Source organism: Qipengyuania seohaensis, from assembly GCF_002795865.1.
Classification (GTDB): domain Bacteria; phylum Pseudomonadota; class Alphaproteobacteria; order Sphingomonadales; family Sphingomonadaceae; genus Qipengyuania; species Qipengyuania seohaensis.
In genome coordinates, this window is the sequence record NZ_CP024920.1 from 2,224,855 (window position 1) to 2,243,788 (window position 18,934).

Genomic DNA, 18,934 nt, shown 5'->3' on the forward strand with positions numbered 1-18,934 from the left:
CCTGCATATCTGTTGGCATAACGTTTGGTCTTCGAAGGGCGGATCTTCCCTGGTTTCCGATCCGCCTCACACCAAATAAAAGGCCCGCCTGGACGTCCCCCAGGCGGGCCTTACCCGTTTCAGAGCTGGTCAAAACTCAGCTTTCGGCCTTGGCGACCTGCTTTTCGTTCATCATCTGCTGAAGCTCTCCGGCTTCGAACATTTCCATCATGATGTCGCTGCCGCCGACGAATTCGCCCTTCACATAAAGCTGCGGGATGGTCGGCCAGTCGGAGAACGACTTGATGCCCTGGCGGATTTCCATGTCCTGCAGGACGTCGACGCTCTCGTAAGCGACGCCGCAATGGTCGAGAATGGCGACCGCGCGATTGGAGAAGCCGCACTGCGGAAACAGCGGCGTGCCCTTCATGAAAAGGACGACGTCGTTGCTACCGACGAGATCGGAAATGCGGGAATTTACATCGGACATATGTGCCCTGCCTTTGTCTATGACTCGAATCTGGTGAGGATTCAGGTGGGGGCTTGGGTGGTGAGTTGCAAGGCGTGGAGTTCGCCGCCCATACGCCCACCGAGCGCATCGTAGACCAGCTTATGCTGGGCGACACGCGTCTTGCCCGCGAATTGTGGTGCGGTGACCTTCGCCGCCCAGTGATCGTTATCCCCCGCAAGGTCGCGCATCTCGACGACGGCGCCCGGAAGCGCTTCCTCGATCAGGGCAACGATGTCGTCTGCCTTCATCGGCATGGAATTACTTCTGGTCGCTCATGAACTGGCGACGCGCTTCGACCGAGCATTCTTCGAGCTTCGCGCGGATGTCGGCCTCGCTGACGTCGGATTCTGCGGCCGTGAGATCGCCCAGCAGCTTGCGGACGACGTCTTCGTCACCGGCTTCTTCGAAATCGGCCTGGACGACGGCTTTCTTGTAAGCGTCGGTTTCCTCTTCGGTCAGGCCCATCAAACCCGCAGCCCATTCGCCCAGCAGGCGATTGCGACGCGCGGCAATCTTGAATTCGGTTTCCTGGTCGAAGGCGAACTTGGATTCCTCACCCCGTTCGCGATCCTTGAAGTCGGTCATGTCTATCCCCTTGGAAGAAGTTGCCTCTCGAATAGGTATCGAGAGGCAAAGGGGCAAGGGCGAGAACGCCCGATCAGTCCATTGTCACGACGAGTTTGCCGATGGCGCCGCGATTTTCCAGCTTGGCGATGGCTTCGTGTGCGCGTTCGATGGGATAGGTCTCGCTGACCAGCGGGTTGATCTTGCCGGCTTTCCAGAGGTCGAACAGCTCCGCGATATTGGCGTTGTTGCGCTCCGGCTCGCGGGCGGTGAACGCGCCCCAGAACACGCCGCGAATGTCGCAGCTTTTCAGCAGCGTCAGGTTGAGCGGCATCTTGGCGATCCCGGCCGGAAAACCGATCACGAGGAAGCGGCCTTCCCACGCGATCGAGCGCAAGGCCGGTTCGGAATAATCGCCGCCCACGATGTCGTAGACGATGTCCGCGCCATTGGGGCCGACAGCGTCCTTGAAAGCCTGTGCAAGCGCCTTGGACTGGTCCTTGTCGAATGGCGCGCGCGGATAGATTACCACTTCGTCGGCGCCTGCCTGCTTGGCGACTTCGCCTTTTTCTTCCGTGGAGACGGCAGCCACGACGCGGCAGCCATAGGCCTTCGCGAGCTCTACCGCGGAAAGGCCCACACCGCCTGCTGCGCCAAGCACGAGGACGGTTTCGCCTTCCTTGATGTCTCCGCGATCCTTCAGGCCGTGAATAGTCGTGCCATAGGTCATCAGGAGCGCGCTTGCCTGCACGAGGTCGATGCCTTCGGGCACTTTGAACAGGCGTGCGGCCGCGACAGCGACCTTTTCCTGCAAGCCTCCATTACCGACACCGCAGATGACCTTGTCCCCCACGGCGAAACCTTCGACGCCTTCGCCCAGCGCTTCGATGGTGCCGGAAATTTCGCCGCCCGGCGCGAAGGGGCGCGGCGGCTTGAACTGGTACATGTCGCGGATGATCAGCGTGTCGGGAAAGTTGATCGCGCAGGCGGCAACGTCGATCAGGACCTCACCCTTGCCGGGCATCGGGGCGTCGATATCCTCGACTACCAGGGTTTCGGGACCGCCTGTTTCCTTCGACAGTACTGCTTTCATGCTGCGTCTCTCCGGTATGATTGGGGCGCGTCGAGCCAGGGGAGGCTGCCTGCGCGCGTCTTCTCGTGTGTTTCGATGGCTTCGTCACGTTTCAGCGTGAGGCCGATTTCGTCCAGCCCTTCCAGCATGCAATGCTTGCGGAACGGATCGATCTCGAATGCGAAGCGATCCTGGTACGGTGTAGTCACGACCTGGTTTTCGAGGTCCAGCGTGATGGGATCGGTCTTCGCCACTTCGAGCAGGCGGTCCACTTGCTCCTGCGGCAATTCGACGGCGAGAATGCCGTTCTTGAATGCGTTGCCGGCAAAGATGTCCGAGAAACTCGGTGCGATCACGGCGCGTAGACCCATGTCCAGCATTGCCCATGCCGCGTGCTCGCGGCTGGAGCCGCAGCCGAAATTGTCGCCCGCGATCAAAATCGGCGCACCCGCGAAATCTTCGACATCGAAAGGATTGCCGGGGGCTTGCCTGATCGTCTCGAACGCGCCTTTGCCAAGGCCTTCGCGGCTGACGGTCTTGAGCCAATGGGCAGGTATGATGACGTCGGTATCGACGTTCTTGAGACCGAGCGGGATGGCGCGGCCTGAGATGACGCTGACCTTGTCCATTACTTCGCCGATCCCGGGAATGCGGGGAGGCGCGACACGTGGCGCGGATCGTGCTGGATCACGACCGTCGCTTCGAGGTTTTCTGCCATCTGGTCGAACCGGTGGAACGAAGCGAGCGTATCTGCGCGATCGGTATTGAACGCCGGCACACCGCGGTTCGTCACCTGCTCTTCGAAGTGATAGAGATCGCCGGTCAGCATGACATTTCCGGTCTCGGGAAGGCGGACCAGCAGGACCGAGTGGCCTGGCGTGTGCCCGGGCATTCCCTTGATCACGACCGAACCGTCACCGAACACGTCATGGTCAGACGCGATCCGCGTAACTTCGCCCTCGGCTCCTTCGGCCAGCCAGGGTGCCAGCTGTGCGCGGGTCGCTTCCATCGCGCCCGAGGTGACGGCTTCTGCATCGCCGCGTCCAATCAACAGCGTTGCGCCCGCAAACTCGGCGGCCTGCCCGATATGGTCATCGTGGTAGTGGCTGATCCCCACGAAATCCACGTCCTCAGGAGCGAGGCCGATTTCAGCAAGCTGTTCAGCGATGGTCTGTTCGACGCTGAGCGTGAAGACCATTTGCGTTACGCTGGTGCCTTTCAGCGCAGAAGGCAGGCCGGCATCCCACAGCAGGTAATTTTCGCCATTGCGGAGGAGATAGCAACTGTCGGTGAGCGTGCGTGGTTCGCCATCGTACAGGTGCGTATCGGAAAAGGGACCCGCATCGCTCAGTTCGATGGTGCCGCAATCGAGACGCCACAGTTCCACGTCGGTTGCGTCCTGCGCGCTTGCCGGGGCGGCGATGCCCAGGGCGAGTGCTGCGGCCGCCAGGGCGGTTCTGGTCTTTGTCATGCGGGCTCCTTGCGCTTTGGCGATCAGTCCGTTTCGGGGTTTTCCCCCGAAGGGATCGGGCCGGGCTGGTTCGGCTGGTTCTTCTTTTCGCGGCGCTTGTTCGCATAGAGCAGCGCGGCGGCGATAGCGGCCGATCCGATCGCACCTGCGATGGCGGCCTTGCCTTTGGGGAGTTTGGTCATGACGGTCTCATGGATTGCAGAGCGGGGAAGGGCAAGGCCTTACCCGCCCGATAGCTTCCTCACGTCGACGAGGTGACCGGCAACAGCCGCAGCAGCCGCCATGGCAGGGCTCATCAGATGGGTGCGGGCGCCCGGGCCCTGGCGGCCCACGAAATTGCGGTTGCTGGTCGACGCGCAGCGTTCGCCCGGCGGCACCTTGTCGGGGTTCATGGCAAGACAGGCGGAACAGCCCGGTTCGCGCCACTCGAAGCCGGCGTCGGTAAAGATGCGGTCCAGCCCTTCGTCTTCGGCCTGTTGCTTGACGAGGCCGGATCCGGGCACGGCGATGGCCCAGCGCACGTTGGCGGCCTTGGTGCGGCCATTCAGGATCGCTGCGGCAGCGCGCAAATCCTCGATCCGGCTGTTGGTGCATGACCCGATGAAAACGTTCTCGATCGCGACATCTTCCAGCGGCGTTCCCGGTTCGAGGCCCATGTAGTCGAGGCTCTTGCGCGCGGCATCCTGCTTGGAAGGGTCGGCAAAGGAATCGGGCGAGGGGACTTTATCGCCGATGGCCACCACGTCTTCCGGGCTAGTGCCCCAGCTGACCGTCGGCTCGATATCGGAGGCGTCGATGACCACACTCTTGTCGAAGACGGCGCCATCATCGGTGGCAAGCGAGCGCCACCATTCGACCGCGCGTTCCCAATCTTCGCCCGTCGGCGCATAGGGGCGACCCTTGAGGTAGCGGAACACTGTGTCGTCCGGCGCGATGATACCCGCTCGCGCGCCTCCCTCGATGCTCATGTTGCAGACGGTGAGGCGGCCTTCGACACTCATCTGTTCGAACACCTCCCCGCGATATTCGATCACGTGGCCGGTGCCGCCCGCAGTACCGATCACGCCGATGATGTGCAGGATCAGGTCCTTCGGAGTGACGCCGGGCGACAGCGCGCCTTCGACCCGCACTTCCATGCTTTTCGACTGGCGCAGCAGCAGGGTCTGGGTAGCCAGAACATGCTCTACCTCGCTTGTGCCGATGCCGAATGCCAGCGCGCCAATCCCGCCGTGGGCCGCCGTATGACTGTCACCGCAAACGATGGTCGCGCCGGGGAGCGAAAAGCCCTGCTCGGGCCCGACGACGTGGACGATGCCTTGTTCGCGTGCGACGGCATCGATGTAGCGGATGCCGAATTCCGGCGCGTTCCTCTCCAGGGCCGCCAATTGTGCTGCACTTTGCGGATCGGCGATCGGGAGGCGCGACCCGTCGGCGGCAAGGCGCGCGGTGGTCGGAACATTGTGGTCCGGCACCGCGAGGGTGAGGTCCGGGCGGCGGACCGGACGACCTGCGACGCGCAGTGCCTCGAATGCCTGCGGGCTGGTGACTTCGTGCACCAGGTGCCGGTCGATATAGACGAGGCAGGTGCCGTCGCCCTGCCGTTCGACAACGTGGGCGTCCCAGATCTTTTCGTAGAGTGTGCGCGGTTTGCTTGCCATTTCGCGCACAGGTTTGCGGCAGGAATGTCACGCGCGCAAAAAGGCAAATCCAGACTCTTCCAAAGTTAACCTTTCCGTGCTTTACTTACACTCATGTCAGCAAAGCCATTCGCCTTTCCGATCCGCGTGATTCCCTCCGATATCGATTTCATGGGTCATGTGAACAACGCCCGTTATCTCAATTGGGTGCAGGACGCGGTCCTTGCCCACTGGAACAAGATCGCGCCTGCCGAAGAGGTGGCCAGCAAGGCATGGGTCGCGCTGAAGCACGAAATCACCTACCGCAAACCGGCTTTCCTCGATGACGAGGTGATCGCCAGCACCGTGCTTGAAAAAGTGCAGGGTGCGCGGGCCTTTTACTCCACTGTGATCCAGCGCGGCGAAGAGGTGCTCGCCGAAGTGAAAAGCGCGTGGTGCTGCATCGATTCCGAAACGCTGCGCCCCGCACGCCTGCGCGAAGAAGTGACCAAGTTCTTCTTCAAAGACTGAGCCGCTATGTTCCGAAACGCTTGTCGTAAGCGGTCGGGACGGGGTACAACCGCTGCATGGGCGCATCCCCGAACATGACAACCAGCAACGGGCGGCAGGCTGCAATCGGCCTTGGGCTGGCTTTCGCCATTTTCGCAAGCTGGCTTACTCTGCACATCTTTGCGATGTTCGCGTTCGAACTCACCTGGCAGACACTCCCGATCGCTCTGGCGATTGCGGTGGTGCAATGCTGGCTTTCGGTCGGTCTTTTCATCGTCAGCCATGATGCGATGCACGGATCGCTCGCGCCGGGCGGCGGCCGGCTCAATGGGCTGATCGGCGCAGTGCTGCTGTTCCTTTATGCAGGGTTTGGCTGGCGCAAGATGCGCGATGCGCATTTCGCCCATCACAAAGCTCCGGGCACGGTGGACGACCCTGATTTCAGCGCCGACCATCCGACGCGGTTCTGGCCGTGGTACGGCACGTTCCTCAAACGCTATTTCGGATGGCAGTCCGTCCTGTTCGTCAGCAGTGTCGTGACGATATACTGGGCTGTATTCTCCATATCGGCCCTCAAGATCGTGCTGCTCTACGGGGCGCCCGCGATCGCTTCCTCGCTGCAGCTGTTTTACTTCGGCACTTATCGCCCGCACCGGCACGACGATATTGGCTTTGCCGACCGGCACAATGCACGCAGCGAAGCATTTTCAAGCCTTGCATCGCTCGCCAGCTGTTTCCATTTCGGCTATCACCACGAACACCACCTCGCGCCGCATGTCCCATGGTGGGGCCTGCCCCGCGCCCGAGAGACCATGTCGCTGCCAGGGACGTCCAAGTGAGCATTCCCGCCATCCTCCTTACCGTAATCCTGTCGATCGCAGGGATGGAACTGTTCGCCTGGTGGGCGCACAAATACATCATGCACGGCTGGGGCTGGGGGTGGCACCGCGACCATCACGAACCGCACGACAACGTGCTGGAGAAGAACGATCTTTACGCCGTGACATTCGGCACGATCGTCTTCGCAATGTTCGCCGTTGGATATATCTACTCCGACCTGCTGTGGTGGATCGCCTTCGGGATCACCTGCTACGGGCTGATCTACACCTTCGTCCACGATGGCCTCGTGCATCAGCGCTATTTCCGCTGGGTGCCCAAGAAAGGCTACGCCAAGCGGCTGGTCCAGGCACACAAGCTGCACCATGCGACCATCGGCAAGGAAGGCGGGGTGAGCTTCGGTTTCGTCCTCGCGCGCGATCCGGCGAAGCTGAAGGCCGAACTCAAGCGCCAGAAAGAAGCAGGGATCGCCACCGTACGCGAAAGCGCCGGAGCCTGAGGCCCCGGCGCTTCGTGTTCTAATCGGTCTGTGCCGCTTAGCGGGCGTAGTTCACATACAGGCCGTGGATCAGTCCCGGAATGAAGCCCAGCAGCGTCAGCACGACATTGAGCAATGTGGTGCCGCTGAGCCCGTGCTTGGCAGCAACGCCAAGCGGGGGGAGCAGGATCGTGGCGATGAGAATGAGAATTGCCATTTGAGAGTGTTCCTTTCGGTCGACCCTCCCATCCGTATGTTAGCCTAACGGACTGAAACGCATCGCGTTCCTGATACCGTCTATTCGTTGCGCGTGGCAATCCAGCTGCCGGCGATCACTAGGATGGCGATGGAAATGTAGTACCACGGCTCTCCCAGCGTATACCAGGTGAAGACAGCGCCCGTCGCCATGGCTCCGATCGCCATTGTCTTTGCCCGGCGGCTGATTGCGCGGCGCTCACGCCAATCGCGCACTTGCGGACCCCACGTCGGGTGGTCGAGGATCTTCTTTTCCAGTTCCGGGCTGGAGCGGGCGAAAAAATAAACCGCCAGAAGCAGGAAGGGCACCGTCGGCATGATGGGCAGGAACGCCCCGATGGCGCCGAGTCCGACGAACAGGAATCCACATGCGCGATAAATGTGTCGCCGCATCCTAGGCGGCCGCGATCCGCGCGGCGTGCTCCTGCACCAGCGCGATCATGTTGGGCACGCCCTGCGTCCGGTTGCTGGAAAGCTGGTTCTTGAGATCGAAGGGATCGAGCGCGGCGGCGATGTCCATCTGCGCCACTTCTTTGGCAGGCTTGTCCTGTACTGCCGATATCACGAGCGCCACGATGCCCTTGGTGATCGCGGCATTGCTGTCGGCCAGGAAATGCAGCTGGTCGGCATCGCCTGTCGGATAGACCCAGACCGCTGCCGAACATCCGCGCACAAGCGTGGCATCGGTTTTGAGCGGGTCGGGCATGGGTTCGAGGTCCCGTCCCAGCTCGATCAGCAGGCGATACCGCTCGTCGCCTTCGAGGAAGTCGTATTCTTCGGCAATGTCATTGAGTGAACGCATGGCGGCGGCATTTAGCCAGCTAAACCGGCGGCGTCCATCGCACTCAGCCGGCCAGCCCTCCGGGGCGGGTAAATGCATAGTAGATGACGTAAAACCAGCCGAAAAATCCCTGGATTATCGCCCAGAGGATCGATTGGTGCTGGCTCCAGCTGATGGCGACGGCGATCGCGCTGCCTAGGCCGATACCGGCCTGCGCTGCATTGTTGGTCGCGCTCACAGGTCCACTCCGCTGGCAATCGCTTCGAGCTTCTTGATCCGCTCGCGCAGGTCGGCAAGTTCGATACGGGCCGCGCCCATCGCGCTGCCGGTGTCTTCGGGTACGGGCGCATCATGTTCCAGCTGGCGGCGTTTGAATTCGATCCAGTCGTGCCATGCCCTGAGCAGGGTGCCGGCGACAATTACCAGGCCGATCAGCGCAGCGCCTGCGATTATGAGTGTCGGTTCGAACATTTCCCCATGTCCTCCTTGAACCCGGATGGTCCTCAGTTTTCCTTTTCGACCTGCTTGTCGCGCAGGGCCTCGATCTCGGCGGAAATCCGCCGCGTTTCGTTCGCGTCGAGCGAATTGCCGTCGGTGGCGATGCGCTCCAGTACCTTGATGCGTTCGCGCAGGTTTTCGATTTCACGCTGGGCTTCGGGATCGTCATTCTTCCCGACCCACTGCTGGTTGCCCTGCTTGTCCTCGATAATGCCTGCCTGCGCGCGATATTTCGCTGCCATGACCTTGCCGATAGCGACGATCATGACGATCAGGACTACTGCGATAGGCCAGTTCATCGCGCGGTCTCCACTCTGGCGGGCAAGTCCTCGATCTGATGAAGGTCGCGCAGTTCGTCGATCTGGGAAGCCAGAGCGTGATTGCTGTCGGTGGCAATGCGCTCGAGTACGCGGAGACGCTCCTCGATCTTGCTGTAGTCGCCCTTGGAGTAGCGCGCCTCTTCGGCCTTTGCCTCGGCTTCTCGGACCTTCAACTCCGCGCGGCGTTCTTCATGCTCGACCTGGCGCCGGTGGATGAGAATACCGGTGGTCATGGCCAGCAGCGCCACAGTCAGGACGAAGGCGAAAATCAGGATCAGGTTCGCATCCATCAGTTGGTCTCCGACTTGTCGCGCAAGCGGTCGATCTCGTTCGTGAGATGATAGCCGCTGTCGGTAACGATGCGTTCGACATTCCCCATACGGTCCTTGAGCGAACCCAGTTCAGCGCGCAGTTCGGCGTTTTCCTGGGTGAGCAGCTTGACCCGCTCCACAGCCTGATCGTTCTTCGGATAGACGGACTTGCCCCAGCTGTTTTCCAGCGGATAGCCGTTCTTTATCCGCAACCAGGTCGTAACCACCCAGCCGCCCGTCATGATGGCTACACCGGCGATGATTGCGGTTTCGGTGAAGAATTCCATCATGCTTTCTCCCTGTTAAGCGTTCCGAGGGGGACACCGTTGCCATCGTCATCGACGCGGCGCTGGTCCCGAAGTGCCTCTATCTGCGTGGCGACATCGTAACCCTTGTCGGTCACGATCCGCTCCAGCACCTGAACGCGGTCTTCCAGTTGCTGCACCTTGCTGGCGTATTGCGCTGCCTGTTCGGCAGTTGCCTGCGCGGTAGTCTGAATGTTCATTTCGGCGAGCTTCTGCTGGTGCCTGGTCCAGATCGCGACGATCGGGATGCTCAGCGCCAGGATCGGTATCAAAAGCGCGGGATCCATATTCTCTCTCCCCCTCGGCCCGGCCTTAGCGCAGGCGTTCGATTTCGGCCGTGAGGCGCGGGTTGTTGCTGACGTAGAAGGTTTCGACGTCGGCCAGGCGGCGATCGATGTCCTTCATCTTGCCGCGGATTTCGCGGGCCGTACGCTTGGGGTTCTGCCGCACGCCCTGCCAGTACTTCTGTTCGGCAGGCTCGGAGTAGAGGTGTGCAGGCTTCTTGTTCAGCAGGATGCCGGCAACGAAGTAGGCGAGGATCGGCCAGCCCATCGAGACGGCCAGGATCAGGAAGCCCAGGCGGATCCACAGGGCGTTGACGCCGGTGTAGTCCGCGATGCCGGAGAGAACCCCCATGAACTTCGCGTTCTGCTTGTCACGATAAAGAGTGGTGCGGGGGGAGTTCACTTCGATGCTCCTTTTTTCTCGGCAATCAGCTGTTCGAGTTCGCGCAGCTGCTCATTGTCCTGCTCGCTGTCGTGGACGAGGCGGGCGGGGCGGAATTCGGGGTTGTCGGAAGCGACGAGGCGCTCGACAGTGTCCATCCGGTCATCGAGGCGCTTGGCGAGATTGTAGAGCTCTTCCAGCAGCGCTTCGTCGTCGGTGGTGATGGTGGCGGATGTCTTCCACTTCGTGATGTAGTGCAGGACGATCCACGGCAGGGCGATGAAGATCGCCACGATTGCAAAAATCTCGTCCATGGATCAGTCCTCCTTCTTCGCGTCGGGCTTGCCGAGCGCTTTTTTCATCTGTTCAAGCTCATCGTCGATCGCATCGGCGCCTTCGAGCGCAGCGATCTCGTCGGACAGGCTGGGCTGCTTGCTGCCATCCGATATGGAAAGCGCTTCGGCACGGCCTTCGGCATAGTCGACCCGGCGTTCCAGCTGGTCGAAACGGCTGAGCGCATCGTCGACGCGGTCTTCGGTCATCAGGCTGCGCAGTTTGACCCGGTTCTCCGCGCTTTCCAGGCGGGCGGCGATCGCAGTCTGGCGGCTGCGTGCTTCGCGCAGGCGGTTCTGCAGCTTCTGGATGTCCTGCTCGTAAGCGCGCAGCGCGTCGTCGAGAACGGCGATCTCCTGCTTGAGCTGGTCGCTCATGTCGGCAGCCTTCTTTTTCTCGACGAGGGCTGCGCGGGCAAGATCCTCGCGATCCTTAGATAGCGCGAGAGCCGCTTTCTCGCCCCAGTCGGCCTGGAGCTTGTCCAGCTTGACCGTGTGGCGGTGCATTTCCTTCTGGTCCGCGATCGTGCGCGCCGCGCTGGCGCGGACTTCCACCAGGGTTTCCTCCATCTCGAGGATGATCATGCGGATCATCTTCTGCGGATCATCCGCCTTGTCGAGCATGTCGTTGAAGTTGGCGGCGACGATATCGCGGGTTCTGCTGAAAATGCCCATCAAGGGTGCTCCGGTTGAGAAAAATTCATTGATCTTCGTATTCACTGTTTCGGGATTGGTCCAATCTCTTGCGCGCTGCGCTTCGCGATCGATCCGTGCAAGGCGCTTGCCATGCGGCTTGGGGGGACGGGCCGAAGCGTCGGGACTAGTGCGCTCCGGCCCGAGGGGGGTATTGTCGGTCACGCGATTTCTACCTGCTCGTAGGAAGCGACGACCGCGACCGGGCTGGTCAGGGAGATCTGCGAGCTCAGCACGACGAAGGCCGTCATGGCCGCGATGCTGGCAAGGGCAGCTTGTCCGAGCTGGGTCTGGAAGAATTTGCGGTCGTACATGGTTGTCCTCCCTGGACTGGAATGCGTTGTTGTCCTGTGTTCAGCAAAGGCCGTGCCAAAACGCATAAAGCGCGGAAATTCAATGGTTTTGAAATTTTCGACGAACGTCATGATGGCGGGTATTGCCAACCCTTGGGAAAATTCCCTATCTATTGGTCATGGAGCGGGAAAATCAGTTCATTGGGCAGTCCGGCGCCTTCCTGGACGCGGTCGAGCGGACCAGCCGTGCAGCGCCCATGCGGCGCCCCGTCCTCGTGATCGGCGAGCGCGGGACCGGCAAGGAACTGATCGCCGAACGCCTCCACCGCCTATCCACCCGCTGGGACGAACCGCTCGTCACCATGAACTGCGCGGCGCTTCCTGAAACGCTGATCGAGGCCGAGCTGTTCGGACACGAGGCCGGAGCGTTTACCGGTGCTACCAAACAACGCGCCGGAAGGTTCGAGGAGGCCGACAAAGGTACTCTGTTTCTCGACGAACTGGGTACTCTGTCGATGGGGGCGCAAGAGAGGCTGCTGAGGGCAGTCGAATACGGCGAGGTTACGCGGATCGGTTCGTCGCGTCCCATGCGTGTGGATGTACGAATTGTCGCGGCAACGAACGAGGACCTCCCCGCCAAGGCAGAGCGCGGCGAGTTTCGCGCCGACCTTCTCGACCGGCTCAGCTTCGAGGTCATCACGCTCCCTCCCCTGCGTGTACGCGAGGGGGATATCGGCGTGCTGGCGGACTATTTCGGCCGCCGTATGGGGGCGGAGCTCGGCTGGGAGGCCTGGCCTGGCTTTGCGGAGCATGTCGCCAAGGAGCTCGAAGAGCACCCTTGGCCCGGCAATGTCCGTGAGCTGCGCAACGTGGTCGAGCGTGCGGTGTATCGCTGGGACGATTGGGAGGCACCCATCGGCCATGTGCAGTTCGACCCGTTCGACAGCCCCTGGAAGCCGATTTCCCCGACCATACCGAAGAAAGAAGCGGCTGAGCAGTCCGCGCCCGCTACCGCCCATTCGGCACCCGAGCTCGATCAGGTCGAGGACCTCAGAGCCGCTGTAGACCAGCACGAGCGTACGATCCTTGAGCATGCCCTGGGCAAGCACCGCTGGAACCAGCGGCAGACGGCCAAGGCTCTGGGTCTCAGTTACGACCAGCTGCGTCACGCAATCAAGAAGCACGGCTTGATGGAAGGGCAATAGGAGAGGGCGGCCGACTGCTCGTCCTGTCGCAAACCGGCCACAGGCGGGGGAATATTCCTAAAACCGTATTGCCGCGCAGGTAATGTTCGGTATGTCTCCGCCCAGGGACTGGGAATTTTTCGAATAATGATGGCGGTTCACGCCCGGGTCGCAGGGCACCGTATACCTTTTGCCATTCTGGCGTTGCTTGCAGCGATTGCAGCTGTGTGGCCGCTCGCCACCGCTTCGGCGCAGGTCGTGCCCTCCGTTCTGGAAGAGGTGCGGCTGGTTTCCGAAGATGAGGGCGCGGCGACCTTCATACTGCGCTTCTCGCCCGCTGAACCGCGCGTGGCGACGATCGACGAGAACCCCACTAGGCCAGAACTCGTCATGGCGACGACGCTCAAGGTGGGCCGCGTGCCAGACCGGCAAAGCTATCGCGGCCTCGTTCGCTCCCTGCAGTTCGTGACCGAAGGCAGCAGCCTCGTCCTGAGGTTCGATACCGCGCGCCCTTCGCGAATCAGGGCCGAGCAGATGGGCAACAACGCGGTACAGGTGCGGGTCGAGATGGTGAGCGACGAGGAGACGCTCGGCACGCGCCCGATCGGCTCGGACGGCGAAGAGGTGGTGCCGCAGCAGGAACTGCAGCGCGGGCCGGTCGATAGCTATCAGCCCGGCGATTCGTACGAGTTGGTGTTCCTCAAATATGCCGACGTGTCGGAGATCGTGGGCCTGCTTGCCGAAGGTGCGGAGATCGCGCCGAACGACGTCTTTATTCGACGTGAGCCCGGTTTCGGATCGCCCGGTGCAAACCAGTCGACCAGCTATATCGGCGCCCCGCAGCAGGCGGAGCGCGACGATCAGCCGCTCGGTCAGAATGTCGGCAGCGGCCTTGCCGTCGACCGCCGTCTCAACGCGATCTGGATCACCGGAACGCCCGAACGGATCGAGCGGGTAAAGCGCCAGATCGAACTGATCGACGTGCCGGTGGACAGCGTGATCCTGGAAACGCAATTCGTCGAGCTGACGGAGAACGGCGCGCGCAACCTCGGGATCGATTTCACAAATTCCAACGGACAGATCGCCGTCGGCAACCTGGCGACAGGCGGTTTCCTGCCGTTCGGGGTTGATCCCAATGACGTCCTCCCTTCGGGCCAGTTGCAGGCTGCGATCTACGCGCAGATCCAGAAGGGCGAGGGGCGGATCGTTTCCCGTCCGAGGATCGCTGCACAAAGCGGTTCGACGGCCAAGATCATTACGGGTGATGCCCTTCCGATCCTCACCTCGATCCAGCTGTCCGGCGTGAACGGCGTTTCCCAGCAGGTCCAGTACGTGAATGTCGGGGTTACCCTGCAGATTGCACCGAGAGTCAGCACCGACGGTTACATTACGTCGAAAATATACGGTGTGGTTTCGAGCGTGACGGGCTTCAGCCAGGGTTACCCGACGATCAGTCAGCGTGAGGCCGAGACCAGCGCATCGGTGCGTGACGGGGAGACTTTCGTCATCGGCGGGCTGACCCAGGAAAATGTGCTCACCACCAAGTCCAAGATTCCGCTTCTCGGCGACATCCCGCTGATCGGTGCAGCCTTCCGAAACGAGCGGTCCACGAGCACCACCACCGAATTGTATATCGTCATCACGCCCAGGATCGTGCGCCACCGCCGGTTCGAGCAGCGCGACGCAAATAATGAATTAGAAACACAAGCTTCGGGAGAGATCGAAGAGTAGGGTTGCACGCCTCGAAGAAGGTGCTCGTCAAATAAAACAAGCGGAATTTCGGTTCGTTGGGAGTAATTCCGACGACAATACTTCTCGTCATAAGATAATCCGAAATTCATTTCGTCTCCCAAATGCAACAATTGGTCGATAAAGTCCAAATTTACCATTTTTCTTAGTTCTGACCCTCTCGACAGCCATCTTCTTCCGGTTACACCTTCCATCCATCAGTCCAGCACGGGTCGCGTGCTGCTGAGACTTCTGGAGGGACTATTGATGAAAGCTAAGACTCTGGCCGTGCTTGCGGCCCTTCCGATGCTGGCGGTTGCCGCACCGGCTCAGGCGAAGGCAGGCGAGAAAATCGCCAACAGCTACATTTGCGTATTCGACAAGTCGGTTTCGCGCGGCAATGCCAAGGCCGAAGCCAACCGCGCCGCCCAGGCAAGTGCAGCCCAGGTCAAGCACGTCTATTCGGTCGCCCTGCGTGGGTTTGCGGTCAACGCCGCTCCGCAGGCAATCGAGAACATGAAGCGCAACAATCCCAACATCGCCTATTGCGAGCAGGACCAGGTCGTCACCGCGATCCAGGTCCGCGGCATGGCGCCGGGTGGTAAAAAAGCCGGCGGTGGCGGCGGCGGTGCGCAGCCTCCGCAGGAAACTCCTTGGGGTATCGCCCGCGTCGGCGGCGGTGCGTCCGGCAACTTCGCCACCGCATGGGTGATCGATAGCGGCATCCAGCTCGACCATCCCGATCTCAATGTCGACGTAGCGCGTTCGCGCAGCTTCGTGCGCGGCGATGCAGGCGACCAGAACGGCCACGGTACTCACGTCGCAGGCACGATCGCGGCAGTCGACAACAACATCGGCGTGATCGGCGTCGCACCGGGCGCTCCGGTCGTTGCAGTCCGAGTGCTCGATCGCCGCGGCTCGGGTTCGAACTCGGGCGTGATCGCCGGCATCGACTATGTTGCCCAATACGGTCAGCCAGGCGACGTCGCCAACATGAGCCTCGGCGGGGGTGTCAGCACCGCGCTCGATCAGGCAGTCATCAATGCTGCGGCTGGGGGCGTTCGCTTCGCTATTGCTGCTGGTAACGAGCGTGACAATGCTAACAATCATTCGCCGGCCCGTGCAAACGGCCCCAACGTCTACACGATTTCGTCCTTCGCAATCGGCGACAATTGGTCGAGCTTCTCGAACTACGGCAACCCGCCGGTCGATTACGCAGAGCCGGGTTCGTCGATCAAGTCGACCTGGACCGGTGGCGGTTACAACACCATCAGCGGCACCTCGATGGCTACCCCGCACTTCGCCGGCATCCTGCTCCAGGGCAATGTCGGCAATGGCGGCCGCGTCAATGGCGATCCGGACGGCAATCCGGACGTTATCGGCGTCGTCAACTAAGTCGACCCACGCAGTCAAAAAGGGGGAGGGGTCCGGTGTCATGCCGGGCCCCTTTTCTTATGTCTTGCTTTTTGAGGGACTCGCACCTATCTCCCCTCGCATCCCGACATTGTCGCAACTTTGTAGGGCTGGCGCCGAAAGGGGCCGGCACCGAACCTCGTTGTCGCAATGCCAGTCCGAACCGGAGTATGAATGGCCGATATCGACCGCTTGACCGAAGTCATCGAACCCGAAGCGAATGCGCTGGGTTTCGATCTCGTGCGCGTCAAGATGATGCCGTCCGAAGCCGGTGACGGCGGGATGGCACTGCAGATCATGGCCGAAGACCCGGCGACGGGCCAGTTGGTGATCGAACAATGCGCCGCGCTTTCGCGCCGTGTTTCCGACCGGATCGACGAGCTGGAAGAACAGGGCGACGTTCTGGTCGAAGGGGCCTATCACCTCGAAGTCAGCTCGCCCGGTATCGACCGTCCGCTCACGCGGGCGAAGGATTTCGCCAATTGGGCCGGACACGAAGCCAAGATCTCCATGGAGAAGGGGTTCGACGGGCAGCGCAGCTACAAGGGCGAATTGAAGGGCATTGAAGGTGACAAGGTGGTCATCGACGATGCGAAGGCGGGCGAGGTCAAGCTCGACCGCAACCAGATTCACTCGGCAAAGCTCGTCTTGACCGACGCGCTCATTGCCGCCACCCAGCCGCTCGATACGAGCGGTGCCGACGACATCGAAGAAGAAAAGGCAGACGACTGATGGCCAGTGCCATTTCCGCCAACAAGGCTGAACTCCTCGCGATTGCTAACGCCGTCGCATCGGAAAAGATGATCGACAAATCCATCGTGATCGAAGCGATGGAAGAAGCGATCCAGAAGTCTGCCCGCAACCGGTACGGTGCGGAAAACGACATCCGTGCAAAGCTCGACCCGCAGACCGGCGACCTTCGCCTGTGGCGTGTCGTCGAGGTCGTCGAGGAAGTGGAAGACTACTTCAAGCAGGTCGATCTCAAGGCAGCGCAGAAGCTTGAGAAGGACGCCAAGATCGGCGACTTCATCGTCGACCCGCTGCCGCCGGTCGATCTCGGCCGTATCGACGCGCAGAGCGCCAAGCAGGTGATCTTCCAGAAGGTCCGCGATGCCGAGCGTGAGCGTCAGTTCGAAGAGTTCAAGGATCGCGCTGGCGAAGTCATCACCGGCGTTATCAAGTCGGTCGAGTTCGGCCACGTGATCGTCAATCTCGGCCGTGCCGAAGGCGTCATCCGCCGCGACCAGCAGATCCCGCGTGAAGCTGCCCGTGTCGGCGAGCGTGTCCGCGCTCTCATCACCAAGGTGGAACGTAACAACCGCGGCCCACAGATCTTCCTCAGCCGCGCGCATCCCGATTTCATGCGCAAGCTGTTCGCGCAGGAAGTGCCGGAAATCTATGACGGCATCATCGAGATCAAGGCCGCCGCCCGCGATCCGGGAAGCCGCGCCAAGATCGGCGTCATCAGCCATGACAGCAGCATCGACCCGGTCGGCGCCTGCGTCGGCATGAAGGGTAGCCGCGTCCAGGCCGTCGTGCAGGAACTGCAGGGCGAAAAGATCGACATCATCCCGTGGAGCGATGACGGCGCAACCTTCATCGTGAACGCACTCCAGCCGGCCACCGTCAGCCGCGTCGTGCTCGACGAGGAAGACGGCCGCATCGAAGTCGTCGTGCCCGACGACCAGCTTTCGCTCGCCATCGGCCGCCGTGGCCAGAACGTGCGTCTCGCTAGCCAGCTGACCGGCAACCAGATCGACATCATGACCGAGGAAGAAGCCTCGGAGAAGCGCCAGAAGGAATTCGCCGAGCGCTCGAACATGTTCGAAAGCGAACTGGACGTCGACGAAACGCTCTCGCAGCTGCTCGTTGCCGAAGGCTTCGCCGATCTCGAGGAAGTTGCCTACGTCGAGCTGGAAGAACTCGCGAGCATCGAAGGCTTCGACGACGATCTGGCAGAAGAACTCCAGAACCGCGCCAAGGAAGCGCTCGACCGTCAGGAAGCCGCGCATCGCGAGACGCGCCGCGAACTGGGTGTCGAAGACGCGCTGGCAGAACTGCCGCACATGAGCGAAGCGATGCTTGTCACGCTTGGCAAGGCAGGTCTCAAGACGCTCGACGACGTGGCCGACCTCGCCACCGACGAACTGATCGCCAAGCGGCGTGAGGCACCGCGTCGCCGAAACAACAATCCGGACGGCCCGCCGATGCGCCGCGATCGCCCCCAGCGCGAAGTCGACAAGGGCGGCGTGCTCGGCGAATACGGCCTGACCGAAGAGCAGGGCAACGAGATCATCATGGCTGCCCGCGCGCACTGGTTCGAAGACGAAGAGGAAGCTCCGGCTGCTGCCGAGACGACCGACACGCAGGAGGCCGCCGATGCGGACTCCACCCAATGAGCGCCTGACGTCCGACATCGCTGAAGCCTCGCGGCCCCGTAAACCGGAGCCCGAGAGGCGCTGCGTGCTGACCGGCGAAACCGGTTCGCGCGATGCGCTGGTGCGCCTGGCCGTATCGCCTTCCGGTCTTGTCCTGCCCGATGCGCAGGAAAAGGCTCCGGGACGCGGGGCGTGGGTATGCAGCGATCGTGCCGCCATCGGGGAGGCGCTCGCCAACGGGAAACTGAAGGGCGCACTGTCGCGAGCATTCAAGACAGGCGATCTCGAAATTCCGGCCAATCTGGCCGAAAGGATCGATCTGGCACTGACCCGAGTGTTTCTCGACCGTCTGGGTCTCGAAATGCGCGTCGGAGCTCTTATCTTGGGGACGCAACGCATTGCCGAGACCGCCCGTAGCGGGGGTGTGGCGCTATTGCTGCACGCCAGCGATGCGAGCGAGGACGGACGCAAGAAACTGGACCAGGCCTGGCGTGTCGGCAGCGATGCCGAAGGGTCGGGTATGCGAGGGTGGACACTCCCACTGGACCGTGACGCACTGTCTGTGGCATTGGGCCGCGACAATGTCGTCCATTTCGCTTTGGCCGACGATGCATCGGCCGCAAGGATACGCAAGCCCTTGATGCGCCTCATGCATTACCAGGGGCACACTATCCCGGCCGATGATGGGCGCGTCACCGCACGCGCCGATGACGATACGAACGATACGTAGAAGAGAAAC

The 18,934-nt window shown here is 61.5% G+C and carries 30 protein-coding genes; 9 read left to right on the plus strand and 21 right to left on the minus strand.

What is annotated here, in order from left to right:
* Positions 1–136: 136 nt before the first annotated feature.
* The 8 genes from grxD to leuC form a co-directional block, all read right to left on the minus strand.
* Positions 137–469: a Grx4 family monothiol glutaredoxin gene (grxD, locus tag CVE41_RS10855; RefSeq protein ID WP_100260669.1), complete on the minus strand. Its 333-nt coding sequence runs from the start codon at positions 467–469 to the stop codon at positions 137–139.
* 41 nt (positions 470–510) lie between these two features.
* Positions 511–744: a BolA/IbaG family iron-sulfur metabolism protein gene (locus CVE41_RS10860; RefSeq protein WP_090481794.1), complete on the minus strand. Its 234-nt coding sequence runs from the start codon at positions 742–744 to the stop codon at positions 511–513.
* A gap of 4 nt (positions 745–748) precedes the next feature.
* A complete protein-coding gene (locus tag CVE41_RS10865; protein WP_100260670.1) occupies positions 749–1,075 on the minus strand; it encodes a DUF1476 domain-containing protein in 327 nt (108 codons plus the stop codon).
* Between the two features lie 73 nt (positions 1,076–1,148).
* A complete protein-coding gene (locus CVE41_RS10870) occupies positions 1,149–2,147 on the minus strand; it encodes an NADPH:quinone oxidoreductase family protein (RefSeq protein WP_100260671.1) in 999 nt (332 codons plus the stop codon).
* Positions 2,144–2,755, minus strand: a complete 612-nt coding sequence (leuD, locus tag CVE41_RS10875) for a 3-isopropylmalate dehydratase small subunit (RefSeq protein WP_100260672.1) — start codon at positions 2,753–2,755, stop codon at positions 2,144–2,146. The genes CVE41_RS10870 and leuD overlap by 4 nt, the downstream gene beginning before the upstream one ends.
* Complete coding sequence (locus CVE41_RS10880; protein WP_100260673.1) at positions 2,755–3,597, minus strand: N-acyl homoserine lactonase family protein; 843 nt, start codon at positions 3,595–3,597, stop codon at positions 2,755–2,757. Before CVE41_RS10880 ends, leuD begins: the two co-directional genes overlap by 1 nt.
* 23 nt (positions 3,598–3,620) lie before the next feature.
* Positions 3,621–3,779 (minus strand): isopropylmalate isomerase, encoded by a 159-nt coding sequence (locus CVE41_RS10885; protein WP_090481808.1) that lies wholly within the window; start codon positions 3,777–3,779, stop codon positions 3,621–3,623.
* A 39-nt stretch (positions 3,780–3,818) separates the two neighbouring features.
* Entirely contained in the window at positions 3,819–5,255 is a 1,437-nt protein-coding gene (gene leuC / locus CVE41_RS10890) for a 3-isopropylmalate dehydratase large subunit (protein ID WP_100261492.1), read from the minus strand.
* Between the two features lie 93 nt (positions 5,256–5,348).
* On the opposite strand from leuC, the gene CVE41_RS10895 reads away from it, so the two are divergent.
* The 3 genes from CVE41_RS10895 to CVE41_RS10905 all read left to right on the plus strand — a co-directional run bounded on the left by CVE41_RS10895 (position 5,349) and on the right by CVE41_RS10905 (position 7,059).
* Complete coding sequence (locus CVE41_RS10895; protein WP_100260674.1) at positions 5,349–5,744, plus strand: acyl-CoA thioesterase; 396 nt, start codon at positions 5,349–5,351, stop codon at positions 5,742–5,744.
* 74 nt (positions 5,745–5,818) lie between these two features.
* Positions 5,819–6,562 carry a fatty acid desaturase gene (locus CVE41_RS10900; RefSeq protein WP_100261493.1) on the plus strand — a complete coding sequence of 248 codons (744 nt, stop codon included), beginning with the start codon at positions 5,819–5,821 and terminating at the stop codon, positions 6,560–6,562.
* Positions 6,559–7,059 carry a sterol desaturase family protein gene (locus tag CVE41_RS10905; protein WP_232725670.1) on the plus strand — a complete coding sequence of 167 codons (501 nt, stop codon included), beginning with the start codon at positions 6,559–6,561 and terminating at the stop codon, positions 7,057–7,059. Before CVE41_RS10900 ends, CVE41_RS10905 begins: the two co-directional genes overlap by 4 nt.
* Positions 7,060–7,096: 37 nt before the next feature.
* Here CVE41_RS10905 and CVE41_RS10910 read toward each other — a convergent pair whose 3' ends face one another.
* From CVE41_RS10910 to CVE41_RS14780, 13 genes are all read right to left on the minus strand, one after another.
* Positions 7,097–7,255 carry a YqaE/Pmp3 family membrane protein gene (locus CVE41_RS10910; protein WP_100260676.1) on the minus strand — a complete coding sequence of 53 codons (159 nt, stop codon included), beginning with the start codon at positions 7,253–7,255 and terminating at the stop codon, positions 7,097–7,099.
* 80 nt (positions 7,256–7,335) lie between these two features.
* Entirely contained in the window at positions 7,336–7,686 is a 351-nt protein-coding gene (locus CVE41_RS10915) for a YbaN family protein (protein WP_100260677.1), read from the minus strand.
* Position 7,687: 1 nt separating this feature from the next.
* Positions 7,688–8,095, minus strand: a complete 408-nt coding sequence (locus CVE41_RS10920; RefSeq protein ID WP_100260678.1) for a SufE family protein — start codon at positions 8,093–8,095, stop codon at positions 7,688–7,690.
* 43 nt (positions 8,096–8,138) lie between these two features.
* Complete coding sequence (locus CVE41_RS14775) at positions 8,139–8,312, minus strand: hypothetical protein (RefSeq protein WP_198507657.1); 174 nt, start codon at positions 8,310–8,312, stop codon at positions 8,139–8,141.
* Positions 8,309–8,545, minus strand: coding sequence for a hypothetical protein (locus tag CVE41_RS10925; RefSeq protein WP_100260679.1), 237 nt, complete (start codon positions 8,543–8,545; stop codon positions 8,309–8,311). Before CVE41_RS10925 ends, CVE41_RS14775 begins: the two co-directional genes overlap by 4 nt.
* Positions 8,546–8,577: 32 nt before the next feature.
* On the minus strand, positions 8,578–8,871 hold the full coding sequence (locus CVE41_RS10930; protein WP_100260680.1) for a hypothetical protein: 294 nt from the start codon (positions 8,869–8,871) through the stop codon (positions 8,578–8,580).
* Entirely contained in the window at positions 8,868–9,182 is a 315-nt protein-coding gene (locus tag CVE41_RS10935; protein ID WP_100260681.1) for a hypothetical protein, read from the minus strand. Before CVE41_RS10935 ends, CVE41_RS10930 begins: the two co-directional genes overlap by 4 nt.
* On the minus strand, positions 9,182–9,490 hold the full coding sequence (locus CVE41_RS10940) for a hypothetical protein (RefSeq protein ID WP_100260682.1): 309 nt from the start codon (positions 9,488–9,490) through the stop codon (positions 9,182–9,184). The genes CVE41_RS10935 and CVE41_RS10940 overlap by 1 nt, the downstream gene beginning before the upstream one ends.
* On the minus strand, positions 9,490–9,795 hold the full coding sequence (locus CVE41_RS10945) for a hypothetical protein (protein WP_100260683.1): 306 nt from the start codon (positions 9,793–9,795) through the stop codon (positions 9,490–9,492). The genes CVE41_RS10940 and CVE41_RS10945 overlap by 1 nt, the downstream gene beginning before the upstream one ends.
* Before the next feature lie 25 nt (positions 9,796–9,820).
* Positions 9,821–10,195 carry an envelope stress response membrane protein PspC gene (gene pspC / locus CVE41_RS10950; protein WP_090481839.1) on the minus strand — a complete coding sequence of 125 codons (375 nt, stop codon included), beginning with the start codon at positions 10,193–10,195 and terminating at the stop codon, positions 9,821–9,823.
* Entirely contained in the window at positions 10,192–10,488 is a 297-nt protein-coding gene (gene pspB / locus CVE41_RS10955; protein ID WP_100260684.1) for an envelope stress response membrane protein PspB, read from the minus strand. Before pspB ends, pspC begins: the two co-directional genes overlap by 4 nt.
* 3 nt (positions 10,489–10,491) lie before the next feature.
* Complete coding sequence (gene pspA, locus CVE41_RS10960; protein WP_232725858.1) at positions 10,492–11,274, minus strand: phage shock protein PspA; 783 nt, start codon at positions 11,272–11,274, stop codon at positions 10,492–10,494.
* An 86-nt stretch (positions 11,275–11,360) separates the two neighbouring features.
* Complete coding sequence (locus CVE41_RS14780) at positions 11,361–11,624, minus strand: hypothetical protein (protein ID WP_198507792.1); 264 nt, start codon at positions 11,622–11,624, stop codon at positions 11,361–11,363.
* 47 nt (positions 11,625–11,671) lie between these two features.
* On the opposite strand from CVE41_RS14780, the gene pspF reads away from it, so the two are divergent.
* The 6 genes from pspF to CVE41_RS10990 all read left to right on the plus strand — a co-directional run bounded on the left by pspF (position 11,672) and on the right by CVE41_RS10990 (position 18,925).
* Positions 11,672–12,697 carry a phage shock protein operon transcriptional activator gene (gene pspF, locus CVE41_RS10965; RefSeq protein WP_100260685.1) on the plus strand — a complete coding sequence of 342 codons (1,026 nt, stop codon included), beginning with the start codon at positions 11,672–11,674 and terminating at the stop codon, positions 12,695–12,697.
* A gap of 126 nt (positions 12,698–12,823) precedes the next feature.
* Complete coding sequence (locus CVE41_RS10970; protein ID WP_100260686.1) at positions 12,824–14,407, plus strand: type II secretion system protein GspD; 1,584 nt, start codon at positions 12,824–12,826, stop codon at positions 14,405–14,407.
* A gap of 264 nt (positions 14,408–14,671) precedes the next feature.
* Entirely contained in the window at positions 14,672–15,799 is a 1,128-nt protein-coding gene (locus tag CVE41_RS10975; protein WP_100260687.1) for a S8 family serine peptidase, read from the plus strand.
* 192 nt (positions 15,800–15,991) lie between these two features.
* Complete coding sequence (rimP, locus tag CVE41_RS10980; protein ID WP_100260688.1) at positions 15,992–16,549, plus strand: ribosome maturation protein RimP; 558 nt, start codon at positions 15,992–15,994, stop codon at positions 16,547–16,549.
* On the plus strand, positions 16,549–18,216 hold the full coding sequence (nusA, locus tag CVE41_RS10985; RefSeq protein ID WP_100260689.1) for a transcription termination factor NusA: 1,668 nt from the start codon (positions 16,549–16,551) through the stop codon (positions 18,214–18,216). Before rimP ends, nusA begins: the two co-directional genes overlap by 1 nt.
* Positions 18,197–18,925 carry a DUF448 domain-containing protein gene (locus CVE41_RS10990; protein WP_100260690.1) on the plus strand — a complete coding sequence of 243 codons (729 nt, stop codon included), beginning with the start codon at positions 18,197–18,199 and terminating at the stop codon, positions 18,923–18,925. Before nusA ends, CVE41_RS10990 begins: the two co-directional genes overlap by 20 nt.
* Positions 18,926–18,934 lie beyond the last annotated feature (9 nt).